At 44.0% G+C, this 13,083-nt stretch carries 10 protein-coding genes; 1 reads left to right on the forward strand and 9 read right to left on the reverse strand.

Annotated features, from left to right (window positions below):
• Positions 1 to 396: 396 nt before the first annotated feature.
• Complete coding sequence (locus ACZ1GZ_RS17440) at positions 397 to 2,169, forward strand: DCC1-like thiol-disulfide oxidoreductase family protein (protein WP_472666140.1); 1,773 nt, start codon at positions 397 to 399, stop codon at positions 2,167 to 2,169.
• A 5-nt stretch (positions 2,170 to 2,174) separates the two neighbouring features.
• Here ACZ1GZ_RS17440 and ACZ1GZ_RS17445 read toward each other — a convergent pair whose 3' ends face one another.
• The 9 genes from ACZ1GZ_RS17445 to urtA form a co-directional block, all read right to left on the reverse strand.
• On the reverse strand, positions 2,175 to 4,934 hold the full coding sequence (locus ACZ1GZ_RS17445) for an EAL domain-containing protein (RefSeq protein ID WP_472666141.1): 2,760 nt from the start codon (positions 4,932 to 4,934) through the stop codon (positions 2,175 to 2,177).
• 112 nt (positions 4,935 to 5,046) lie between these two features.
• A complete protein-coding gene (locus ACZ1GZ_RS17450) occupies positions 5,047 to 5,991 on the reverse strand; it encodes a FecR domain-containing protein (RefSeq protein WP_472666142.1) in 945 nt (314 codons plus the stop codon).
• Between the two features lie 360 nt (positions 5,992 to 6,351).
• Positions 6,352 to 6,690 carry an FmdB family zinc ribbon protein gene (locus tag ACZ1GZ_RS17455; RefSeq protein WP_472666143.1) on the reverse strand — a complete coding sequence of 113 codons (339 nt, stop codon included), beginning with the start codon at positions 6,688 to 6,690 and terminating at the stop codon, positions 6,352 to 6,354.
• 9 nt (positions 6,691 to 6,699) lie between these two features.
• Positions 6,700 to 7,932, reverse strand: a complete 1,233-nt coding sequence (gene fmdA, locus ACZ1GZ_RS17460; RefSeq protein ID WP_472666144.1) for a formamidase — start codon at positions 7,930 to 7,932, stop codon at positions 6,700 to 6,702.
• 36 nt (positions 7,933 to 7,968) lie between these two features.
• Positions 7,969 to 8,658: an urea ABC transporter ATP-binding subunit UrtE gene (urtE, locus tag ACZ1GZ_RS17465; RefSeq protein WP_472666145.1), complete on the reverse strand. Its 690-nt coding sequence runs from the start codon at positions 8,656 to 8,658 to the stop codon at positions 7,969 to 7,971.
• A gap of 10 nt (positions 8,659 to 8,668) precedes the next feature.
• Complete coding sequence (gene urtD, locus ACZ1GZ_RS17470; protein ID WP_472666146.1) at positions 8,669 to 9,445, reverse strand: urea ABC transporter ATP-binding protein UrtD; 777 nt, start codon at positions 9,443 to 9,445, stop codon at positions 8,669 to 8,671.
• A gap of 9 nt (positions 9,446 to 9,454) precedes the next feature.
• Entirely contained in the window at positions 9,455 to 10,597 is a 1,143-nt protein-coding gene (gene urtC, locus ACZ1GZ_RS17475) for an urea ABC transporter permease subunit UrtC (RefSeq protein WP_472666147.1), read from the reverse strand.
• 13 nt (positions 10,598 to 10,610) lie between these two features.
• Positions 10,611 to 11,537, reverse strand: a complete 927-nt coding sequence (urtB, locus tag ACZ1GZ_RS17480) for an urea ABC transporter permease subunit UrtB (protein ID WP_472666148.1) — start codon at positions 11,535 to 11,537, stop codon at positions 10,611 to 10,613.
• An 80-nt stretch (positions 11,538 to 11,617) separates the two neighbouring features.
• The gene (urtA, locus tag ACZ1GZ_RS17485) at positions 11,618 to 12,880 is read right to left on the reverse strand and encodes an urea ABC transporter substrate-binding protein (RefSeq protein ID WP_472666149.1); all 1,263 of its coding nucleotides are present in this window, start codon (positions 12,878 to 12,880) and stop codon (positions 11,618 to 11,620) included.
• Positions 12,881 to 13,083 lie beyond the last annotated feature (203 nt).

The following is a 13,083-nucleotide window of genomic DNA, read 5'->3' on the forward strand; positions in this document are numbered from 1 at the left end:
ATTCAATAATTATTCAATCATAATATCTACGGCGACTATGAGAGAATAAAACACGCACTCCGGGGAGTTTTAAATGGATGATTGATATCGTAATTGTCGCAAACATCATCAAAATAAGTGTTTTATTTCCAATTATCTATTTAAATTTCATTGTAGAATTATGTTAGCAGCAAATAAAATTGATCCCTCGACAGGTAAAATATGGTGAACAACACTAAAGCCAATTTTCCCCATACTCGATATTAAACATACAGCATCACGAAGCATCCTTTCCTTCGAGTCAATAGCAATCATCTACATTCAAAATACTTGCTATCAGCGTTTTGGAAGAATCATGTTATCTAGACGTTAGGATATTGGCTTCTAGGTCGCTGATATTTTGCACGGGGCGTTCAATTGACAAAATTTTCGACCATTTTTGGGATTGATCTGCGCACGCTCGCATTGTTCCGGGTATTTTTATCAAGTTCGATCATTCTCGATCTGATATCACGCAGCCGAGACCTGGTCGCGCATTATACAGATTTTGGTGTTATGCCGCGCGCAGTATTGGTCGACTATCTATCTGACGCATCATTCAGTTTTCATATGATCAATGGCTCTGCGTCCTTTCAAGTGATGCTATTTTCCATCGCAGCACTGGCTGCATTTTTTCTATTAATCGGATGGAAAACAAGGTTGATGACGATCATCAGTTGGTTGTTTCTTATTTCCATTCAGAACCGAAATGTATTGATCTTATCAGGTGAAGATAACTTAGTTTTGCTGCTGACATTCTGGTCAATGTTTTTGCCTTTGGGCGCGAGATACTCGATTGATGCAGCACTTGATCCTGATAATGATCAAAAGCCAAATGCTTTCTTTAGTGTGGCGACATTTGCAATCCTGATACAGGGCATGTCGATGTATCTATTTAGTGCGATCTTAAAGTCAGATGCGCGCTGGTTTCCCGATGGCACAGCTGTATACTATGCACTTCAGCTCGACTATTTAGTCACTCCATTCGCCCATTGGTTCAGGCAGTTTGAAGCCCATTTATCCGGCCTAACCTATTATGTGCTGGCGCTGGAGTATATTGGTCCAATCTTGATCTTTTCTCCGATATTCCAAAAACAATTGCGCCTTATATTTATGGTCGCATTTATCACCATGCATATCGGATTTTACCTGTTTTTAGAGATAGGTTTGTTCCCGTTGATATCCATCACAATGAACCTTTTATTTATGCCCGGTTGGGCGTGGGATAAGCTTGCGAACCGGATCAAAACAACCGCAGAACCCATCACTATTTGGTATGATGGCACCTGCGACTTTTGCCTAAAAATATGTAATATGCTGCGTGTTTTTTTGGCCCTACCGAATGTGAGGATTAGACCAGCTCAAGACAAGACAGACAAAAAAGAAATGATGGACGTGCACAATTCTTGGATCATTGAGATACATGATCAGCAGTATTTAAAATGGTCAGCACTTTCACATCTAGTCGCACAATCCTTTGTATTTTGGCCTCTAAGCAATTTAATGGCGCTATCCGTTTTTCAAAACATAGGGGATGGGATCTACAATTTCATCGCCAATAACCGGCCGTTTTTAAGCCAAATTTCCAAAAGATATTTTCCCTTTAAAACAGTGCGGACTGAAAGCGGCCTAATTCAAACCGTTACAGTGATTTTTTTCACCTTTTTTGTCGTTGTCCAAAATATTTCAACAATCCCCGCAGCTGGCATTCAATTGCCATATGAATATCGTATGGTGCGGCAATTTTTGGGGCTTTATCAAAATTGGACGATGTTTGCGCCCTATCCAGAACTCGATAGTCCTTGGCCGATCATACCCGGGGAACTCCGCAATGGGACAATGGTGAATGTGTATAGTGGTGAAATGGCATTGCCTGATTTCATTAAGCCAGATCTCGTATCCGCGCTTTATGAAAGTTCACGATGGAGAAAATATATCGCCAATATGGAGGACGAAAGTTATACGAGTGGGCCGTATCAGATGCTACTTAACTATGGACGTTATCAATGCCGCTTGTGGAATAAAAGTGCAGATAATCCCGAGCAACTTATGTCTTTTGAAATTTACTTCAATGTCGAACGCACGCAACCACCGGGTATTCCCAAGATTTTAGATCGTCGCAAAGTATGGACGCATCAGTGTTTTAACTGATCGCTTTATGCGCTCTGTCTGGTCGTTTCTTTCGAAAATTCCAAAATATCACGTAATGGCATAGGTTTTCCGTAGAGATAACCTTGTCCCTCTTGAACACCAATATCGCGTAATATTTCGGATTGTTCGGGCGTTTCTATCCCCTCACAAATCATTTTCAACTTGAGGCCTTTAGCAAGTTCCTTGACTGATTTGACAATGGCTTCATTTTGCGACCCACGTTCTAATGTTCTTACGAACATTTGGTCGACTTTGATCTTATTGATCGGAAATTTGGCAAAATAACCCAAAGATGAAAAACCGGTGCCAAAATCATCTAGTGCAAGACAAATACCCATGCTTCTTAATTCATTGAGTGAAGATACAATGTCATCACTTGCTTCAAGAAAACCTGCTTCTGTAATTTCAATGTGCAAACGCTGTGCTGACAATTCTGTTTGCACAAGCGCATCTTTCACATCTTTCACAACATCAGTGCGCTTGAACTGAATGGGAGCAACATTAACTGCAACAGTCACATGATCGGGTAATGACAATGCATCTTCACATGCTTTACGCATCACCCAGCGCCCAAGTTGATCGATATATCCATTAGCTTCGGCAATTTCGATAAAATCTGCAGGAGAAATAAACCCAAGCGTAGGGTGTTTCCATCGCACCAAAGCTTCAACACCAATAAGGTCGCCATTTAATAAATTGACTTGAGGTTGGTAAAATATCTTAATCTCGTTGCGATCTAAAGACTGCCAAAGATCGCTTTCAATCTTTCGCGCATAATCTTGAACTGCGGTGAACACTTCTTCATACATGACAAAACCGTTGCCGCTAGTTTTGCACGCTTCATCAAGAGCAATTTCAGCATTTTCAATTAGTTGCGATGCGGATTTTGCTTGTAAATTCGAACTGCTGGCCGCGCCAACTCTAAGGCCAATGGTCAATGTGGATTTATCGATATAAAATGGCTCATTGATGGTGCTGATCATATGCTCGGCAAGCATATTTACCTCAGCATGGGATAATTCGCCAGATACCGCCAATAAATATGTATCCCCGCTGCTTCGAGAAATGTCGCAGGCGCCACCAAACATTTTCTCAAGTCGTCTTTTGACAGACTTAAGAACTTCATCGCCGATATCGCGACCCAGTGTAACGTTGATTGTTTTGAAGCGATGCAGGTTGATCGCAAATATGATGCAATAATCATCTGCTTTGAGATAATTTATTCTATCAATCACACATGCATGAAATTCGCTACGTCGCAAGGCGCCCGTCAGCTCATCATATTTAGCATGAAAAGCGATACGTTTTTCCTGTTCAAGTTTTGTCGTAATATCCCAGGCTGTGACACATGCGATGAACTTTTCAACTTCGCTTGTATCTTCAAAGTGTTTAATTTTGGATGCCGTTACTGTATATTGCAAGGTGCGGCAGACGCCGGAATGGTCAACTGATCCCAGTTCGATATTACCGTTTCTATGATCATGGATTTTGTTCAATTGCAGAGCAATGATTGCACCACGAATTTCATCTTCGATAAGCTTGGGTAAAATACCGTTGAAAATACATCCAGTCTTATCAGATTTAGATAATTCGAAATAATTGGAAAACTGCTCATTGACGGTGAGAATATTCCCATCCTCACCAACGACTAAGATCGCACTCGCATTATCACTCACCACTTGATTGAGCATTTGTTGTGTATTGCTAAGGTCAGATTTAATGAGTTTGATGAGCCAATTTTGCAAATCAAGCCTTTTGAAAGCGCTGGTTATTAGCATTGCACCCAGCAACACTTGCACCTCTGCGCTTGGTAGCATCAATGCATATTCTTGATAAAAAGTAAGACCAACGTACTCGACCGCAATACTTGTTGCGATAAGGGATAAAATCCCGAGCAGAAACACCCGCTGTTTCAGAAATAGTTTTCCAGCAACCATTCCCAAAACAATAATCAATGCAACAACAAATAAGAGGCTAATTGGATTTAAGTTCGTGACTTGCAGATCTTGCTTTAAGGTTTCAGCTGCAAGGATTTGCACGATAGCACCCGGTAATATACCATGTACTGGGACCGCAAAATTGTCTCTTAATTCAACAGCTTTAGCGCCAATGAGAACAGTTTTTCCCGCCAGCATCTGACGATCAACATGACCTGCCAACAGATCTTTAACAGATACACTTGGTATCGTTTGAGGATCTATTGAATAGTTGATATTGATCAAGGTGTTTGCCCCGCCGAATACACCACTGAGTACGGATGGCATTGAATCTATAAATTCATCACCAACTTTGACGCCAAAGGGAAAGCTTCGGACCACACCATCAGCATCTGGAACAACATTGACCGATGCAAGCCAGGCATGCTGTTCAAACTCAGCAATTGGTGTATTCACCGCAAGACTATTGTCTTCAGACGCAGCAGATCGATCCTGAACAAAAAGTGGCAAAATGACGCTGCCACCAGCCTTAGCTAAACTATCAGCTAATATTTTATCTTCAGATGGTGTTGAAGCGGCACTGAAATCAATGTCGACACCGATTTCCGCAACTTCAAGATCCATAAGTTTATCGACGATTTGAGCATATATAGACCTTGGCCACGGCCATACCCCGACCTCGTCCAGGCTTTGTTTGTCAATCCCTACGAAAATCAATTCACCTGATGCTTTGATCGCATTTGATTTCGCGCGGTATTGTTCAATCGCGTTTTGTGTGTTGATAAAAAGTCCAGCGGTGGAGGCCAGAGATAAAATAGCAGTTATCAAAAAGAGCCAAATAAAAATCCTATATTTGTCGAAAAATATCTTCATATAAGTTCTTTAAGCTTCTTTTTTATGTAAATGCTGAAAGCCGCGATCCAAACTGCCCCAGGATTAGCTACTTTTTACCATTCCCATTGGAATTGCCATTGCTGTTCCCATTGGAATTACCGTTGCTATTCCCATTGGAATTGCCGTTGCTGTTCCCATTGGAATTGCCGTTGCTATTCCCGTTGGAATTGCCATTGCTGTTCCCATTGGAATTACCGTTGCCATTCCCGTTGGAATTGCCATTGCTATTCCCGTTCGAATTGCCATTGCTATTCCCGTTCGAATTGCCGTTGCTATTCCCGTTGGAATTGCCATTACTATTTCCGTTAGAGTTTGTACTACTACTCCCAAAGAAACTACGAGTATTACTCGTGTTATTTACAGCAACTGGTTGGCCTCCGGGTCGATTTACTGCCTGTATTTTAGGTGTAGACTTTTTCACACCTATAATTCTGGCTTTTGGTCCAGGTCCCAATACGCGGATTGGACCACGTGCGTTTCCCAGGATCCTTACACGCTGATTTACACGAACATCAGTGCGCAATCCGCGGCGTTCGTCGGTGACTTCCACAACGCCTTCCTGAACAGATAGTTTGGCTGAACGACTATTCACCTTAACGGAAAATGTCGTACCTTTTACCACAGCAGCCAAAAATGGTGTTTCAACTTTCAAATGTTTGCGTCTACGCGTTTCAACATCCAGTAACAACTCACCAAATTGTTGCACAACTAAAGTTTTTGAACCTGATCTGTTTCGTTTTGCAATCGAGGCCATGGTTGACGGTTTGAACTGAATTGTTTCTGAACCGCGTTTAAGCACGAGGCGCCCTGATCGGCCTGTCATGATCCAACTCGCATTGGGGATTTTTGTACCTTGAACAATTTTAGTCCAGGTTTGGTTGTCTACTGAAAACTGTGCGGGTTGTCGCACTTTACCAGCCACCCAGTCGGATGCTGAGGCTGATGCCAAAAGTCCGAGGATCAAAAAAAATGCAGTTATGATGATACGCATGACAATTACCATATGATTTCGAGTGCGAATTATAGCTAATGGTAATGATTTATCAGCGCGGTGATAAAAAACGGTTAATACTAACCCACGGAAATTACTAGATATTTCATAACTTTATTCAATTTAAGAGCTTATCAACCTCTCTTATACCACTATGGGTAGAATATTTCTTTTGAATTTTTAGTAGCGGGAGAGGAACCTGAACCCGCGACACGCAGAAACTATTTTAACTCGGCAGAAATTATTTTAACTCGTATGTAGGTTAAGCAACTATTTCTGCAATCCTCTGATTGAAAAGCGGACTTAAGTTGAAACAAAATTGACGTCAAATTAGTGACAAAAGCAGACATCAGAACGATCTTAGTGAGAAATCATCCAAGGTCTTGCGGATGGAAAAGCTTTACTTCCATCTGGTCTATGTAGGGTTCTGGATGGCATTTTTGAACCAGAACAACAACTACATCCCGGCCCATGCGCGTCACCTTTACGCGTGCTTAAAGGGGTGTCAGCGGCTTTCTCATTTGTCGAATGTGCAACACGCAGCGAAGTGTCCATACATGCAAAATTTGGCGCAGATAAAAACACGCGTGGTGCATCCTGATCACATTCAGGGCACGCGCAAGGATCACCTGCGCGCGACATGGGACGCAATGCGGTGAACACACCGCACGCATCACATTCATAATCATATACTGGCATTATCAGCTCCTACACATCAGGTGCCAATGGCATGGACACCGAGCCATCTAAGAATTTCTTCGGCCCATCTGCGCCTGGCATAATATCAAATTCGAAGATATCCGTTGGTAGCCACAACGTTGCGCAAGAGTTTGGAATATCAACGACACCGGAGATATGCCCCTGCACAGGAGCGGTACCTAATATCGAATAGGCTTGAGCACCCGAATAGCCAAATTTCTTTAGATATTCGATCGCATTTAAACAAGCCTGACGATAAGCGACATTTACATCCAGATAATGCTGATTGTCCTGCTCATCGACAGAGATCCCTTCAAAAATTAGGTAATCATCATATTTCGGCGTGATTGGAGACGGGCGGAAAATCGGATTTTTAATTCCGTATTTTGACATACCACCTTTAATCAAGCTAACTTTAATATGCAGCCAACCAGCCATCTCGATCGCACCACAGAAAGTAATTTCTCCATCACCTTGGCTGAAGTGCAAGTCACCCATAGATAGACCGGCACCGTCAACATAAACTGGGAAATAGACCTTAGAACCGCGGCTTAGATCTTTAATATCACAATTACCGCCATGTTCACGTGGCGGGACAGTTCTGGCGCCTTCCGCTGCCGCTTTATCGCGCGCCTCACCTTTAAGCGCCCCCATATGCGCGCTTTTATCACCGTTCGGCAATGCAGCAAGTGGTGGCACACGTTGTGGATCTGTATCAAATAATGTTTTCTCACGTGAATTCCACTTATCAAGCATCGCTTGATCAGGAAGACATCCGATAAGACCTGGGTGAATAAGACCTGCATATCTCACGCCAGGCACATGGCGAGACTTGGTAAACATGCCTTCAAAATCCCAAATAGATTTTTGCGCTTCTGGGAAATGGTCGGTTAAAAATCCACCACCATTTTGCTTTGAGAAGAAACCATTAAAACCCCATAACGAATTTTCAAATGAGCCAATATCTAAAATATCGACAACAAGCAGATCACCTGCTTCTGCGCCTTTAACACCAATTGGTCCAGATAAAAAATGAACCTGATTGAGATCTACATCGCGCACGTCTGCAGCATCATCATCATTTTTAATCTGTCCACCAGTCCAGTCACATGTCTCGACCAAAAAATCGTCACCGGGTTCCACCCAGCACGCCATGGGAATATCAGGATGCCAACGATTGTGGATTTTTTCATTGTTGTAAGGGGAATCTTCTAGATCAACTTTAATCAGTGTTTCAGGCATTGCGCTCACTCCTATATGTGCAAGTAAATTCTGTTGTTAAACGGACAAGAAAGCCGAAACTTTTTCAGCATCGATATCTTCTCGGCTGGACTCATGAACAAACTCACCGTTCTCGATCACCAAAACGCGATCAGCTATATCGAGCGCAAAACTCAACACTTGCTCTGAAACGATGATTGATAAGCCGCGTTCATCGCGGATCTTGCGTAATGTGCGGGCCATTTCTTTAATAATGGAAGGTTGAATGCCTTCAGTTGGTTCATCCAACAGCAAAACCTTCGGATTAGATGCAAGCGCACGGGCAATGGCAAGCTGCTGTTGCTGTCCACCGGATAAGTTTCCACCACGTCGCGATTTCATTTCAAGAAGAACAGGAAACAACTCATATATATCGTTGGGAACTTTCGTTTTGCCCGTCACCGTAAGACCCGTTTCAATGTTCTCCTTGACGGTCATAGTTGAGAAAATCATTCGCCCTTGCGGCACAAAGGCCATGCCCTGCTCGACCCGTTGATAGCTTTCTTTTTGCTCAATTGTATCGTGATCGAGACGGATTTGGCCGTGACTTGATGGAACAATGCCCATCAAAGACTTCATGAGCGTTGTTTTACCCATGCCATTACGCCCCATCACAGCGACGATTTCGTTTGGTTTTACGTCCAAACTTACACCATGAATGGCTTCACTCTGGCCATATGACACGCGTAAATTCTCAATCGACAACATCATGTTCTCCTTAGTGACCTAGATAAACTTCAACGACTTTCGGGTCCTTTTGGACATGTTCCATTGACCCCTCAGACAACACTTTGCCTTGGTGTAAAACAGTCACGCGATGTGCAATGTCCTCGACAAATTTCATGTCGTGTTCAATTACAATCACGGAATGATCTTTGATAATCTTGTTTAGAAGTTCCGCAGTCTTGATGCGTTCTGAAACGCTCATTCCAGCCACGGGTTCGTCCAGCATAAGGAGTTCAGGACTTTGAATCAGCAGCATGCCGATCTCAAGCCATTGCTTTTGGCCGTGACTTAAAATAGCCGCGGGTGTATCGAGTAGGTCTTGTAAAAAAATCATCTCCGCGACTTCTTCGACACGGGAAATCACCTCTTGATCGCGATTAAAAAATATCGCGCCAACAACGTTCTTTCCGCGCGGAAAGGAAAGTTCAAGATTTTCAAAAACCGTTAAATCCTCGTAGATCGACGGGTTTTGAAATTTACGACCGACACCTGTGTGAACAATCTGGTGTTCCTTCATTGATGTCAGTTCTTTGCCACGGAATTTTATCGAGCCATTTGTCGCTTGTGTTCGCCCGCAGATGAGATCCAACACCGTTGTCTTGCCGGCACCGTTGGGTCCAATAATCACACGAATTTCATTTTCTTCTACATAAAAGGATAGATCGTTTACCGCTTTAAAACCGTCGAACGAAACTGTGAGGCTTTCGACCGCCAGAAGGAAATCTTTTTGGTCCGCCTGGGGTCCCTTATTTGCTAGACTTGGAGACATATTACTTTCCTATTCCGCTGGCGCTTTGGGAGTTGAATTGGCGACATTTTCAATCGGTGTCCCGGGCTTAGGTTTGCTGCCAAATTTCTTGAAAAACGGTGCAATGTAACTGGAATAAAGACCCGCAAGACCATTGGGAAACGCCATAACAACGGCGATAAACATGCCGCCCATGGCAAACAGCCAAAGTTCCGGGAAAGTTTCAGAAAACGTTGTTTTTGCGAAGTTGACCGCCAAAGCGCCAATGACTGCACCAAAGATGGAAAGGCGACCACCAACGGCTGCAAAAATCACCATTTCAATCGACGGCACGATGCCCACAAAGGACGGAGACATAAATCCAACCTGAAGGGTAAACATCGCGCCGCCAATCCCTGAAAAGGCCGCAGCAAGACAAAAGATAAAGACTTTAAAGTCTGCCACGCTATAGCCTGAAAACCGAACTCGATCCTCCTGCTCTCGCATGGCAATTAACAGCCTTCCAAATTTAGAAATTCGTACAAACTGCGCCAGCATTATGACGATCAGAAGAAGGAGCACATTCACAAAGTACAATACATATTTCGCTGAATCTGTTCTGATATCCCAACCAAGCAATGTGCGCAGATCTGTGATACCATTAATACCGCCAGTATAGCCTTGCTGGCCAACGATCAGGATAGTCAAAATCGCGGCAATCGCTTGCGTAATAATGGCGAAATACACCCCTCCCACGCGTCGCTGGAACATAGCTTGCCCAATGATAAAAGCGAGAATTGACGGAACTACAATGATGGCTATCAAAGTAAATGGAAGGGAATTAAATGGCTGCCACCACCACGGCAATTCTGTGAGCTGGTTCCAATCCATAAAATCCGGAATACCAGGTGTCGATTGAATGGATGTGTTTTCTGGCGTAGAGGCTTCAAGCTTTAGAAACATCGCCATGCAGTAGCCGCCAAGGCCAAAAAAGATGCCTTGCCCAAGGCTCAATATACCGCCCATGCCCCAACACAAAACAAGGCCGATCGCAACAAAGGCATAGGTTAAATATTTGCCCACCAAATTAAGGCGAAAAATATCTATGACAGCGGGAAAAACAATCAGAAGCACCGTTGCGATGATCGCAAAACCAACCCATTCGGATTTATCAAAAAGACGAGTAAATTTCATTTTGGGTCTCCGTTTATTTGCGAACTTTAAGTGTAAAGAGGCCTTGGGGGCGCAGCATAAGAATGCCAACGACCGTTAAGAGCGTAAGAACTTTAGCCATTGAACCACTCATGAAGAATTCCATGGTTGATTGGGCCTGCGAGATGGTAAAGGCGGACGCAATGGTACCCAGCAAGCTTGCCGCACCACCGAACACAACCACTAGGAATGTATCGACGATGTAAAGCTGTCCGGCTGTCGGGCCGGTTGAACCGATCATGGTAAAGGCCGAACCTGCCACTCCTGCGATGCCGCAACCAAGCCCGAAAGTTAAACGATCGACCATTTTCGTATTGATACCAACAGCACCAGCCATCGTCCGGTTTTGTACAACCGCTCGCACTTTCTTGCCCCAGATTGACTTATACATGATGAAGGCAACACCGAGCGTGATCGCAGTCGTGAGCGCCATCACAAACAATCCGTTAATCGGAACTTCAATAATATCTGTGAGTGCAACTGATCCTAAAAGCCAATCCGGCAGAGTAACGCCAACCTCGCGCGCGCCAAAAACGGAGCGGTAAAACTGCTGAAGAATGAGTGATAGGCCCCAAGTTGCCAACAACGTGTCGAGCGGACGCTTATAAAGATGCCGGATCATCAGCCATTCGACGGCAACGCCTAAAGCACCAGAAACAAAGAATGCGAGTATCATCGCTATAAAGAAATAGATGCCAAATAGTGAAGGCAGATATTCTTGAAAGAACAGCGAACAGAAATATGTGACATAGGCACCTAAAATCATAAACTCGCCATGGGCCATATTGATCACACCCATCTGCCCAAAAATGATCGCGAGACCAAGAGCCATGAGAACAAAGACGGAGAACAGGATTAAACCAGCAAAACCTTGCATTGCTAAAATGGATGAAAATTCAACAATAGTGTAATCACCAATCATCTTTTGGCTCCAAATTTTAATTAGATAAATTTAAGGGGGAGAACCCCCAGTGCAGTGACTGGGAGCTCGTCTGGCAGGGCCTATTGATAACCTTCAGGGAACGGATCTGGTTCGACCAGTTCTGCCGTCTCATAAACCATCTCATACTGGCCGTCCGTCTTGGCAAGGCCAACGCGGGTCTTTGACCAAAGGTGATGGTTATCGTGAATTTTCACGTAGCCCTCTGGTGCTTTGTCGAATTCGATACCAGGTGAAGCCATGCGAACCTTATCGACATCAAAGCTACCGGCTTTCTCGACAGCCATTTTCCATAACCACGGTCCGAGATACGCGGCCTGTGTCACATCACCGATAACGATTTCATCACCCCAGCGCTCTTTAAACGCCTTCACGAATTCAATGTTATTCGGATTATCGAGCGACTGGAAATATTTCATACAGGCGTAGGCACCATTGATATTCTCGCCACCAATACCAAGGATTTCATCCTCGGTTACTGAAATGGTCAGGAGAACCGGTTTTTCTTTTGTCATGTCGATACCGGCGGCTTTTAGCTGCTTGTAGAATGCAACGTTTGAACCGCCCACAACAATGGCGTAAATCACATCAGGTTTTCTCAACTTGATCTTGTTGATGACCGAGTTGAACTGTGTATGACCAAGCGGGTAATACTCTTCACCGACAACCTGGTGACCCAATTTTTCAATATGTTTGCGCGCAATTTTATTGGATGTGCGCGGCCAGATATAGTCCGAACCAAGTAGGAAGAATTTCTTCGCACCTTTGGTTTCTGTGACCCAATCAATACCAGCGATAATTTGCTGCGTAGCTTCTTGACCGGTGTAAATCACGTTGGGTGATTGCTCCAGCCCTTCATAGAAAGTTGGATAATAGAGCATGCCGTTATACTGCTCAAAAACGGGCAAAACGGCTTTTCGAGATGCTGATGTCCAGCAACCCATTACGGATGCAACTTTATCTTGAACGAGGAGCTTCTTTGCCTTCTCTGCAAAAGTTGGCCAATCAGAACCGCCATCTTCCTGGATATATTCAATCTGTCGACCAAGTACACCACCCGATGCATTGATTTGCTCAATGGCGAGCTTTTCCGCTTGCACGGAACCTGTCTCTGAAATCGCCATTGTACCAGTGACCGAGTGCAAGATACCAACAGTCACCTTGTCATCGGTCACAGCCAATCCAGTTGTGTTCACTTCTGCCGTTGGGAAATCGGATGCTAGAAGTGGTCCACCCATCATGGCTATTGCCGGAATAGACGCCATGCCCGCGAGCATATGTCGTCTTGTAATGTTTGAATTATTGTTCGAATTTTCGTCAGTCATAATAATCACCTGTTTCGCTGTTCAATGCGGTTAACTGCTATGGCTTGAAGCGAAGCATTAATTTGTGCAGTGCCACAACGGGGCATTTGACGTATTTGACCCCCTCCAATTAACTGATATGGTTACGTTGGTTGCATGTGGTACTGACACTAAGAACCGCAATTTGAGCAGATACAGTTGTTACGCTGCGTATTTTGGGAGGA

It is taken from the genome of Lentilitoribacter sp. JB5-8 (genome assembly GCF_055693385.1).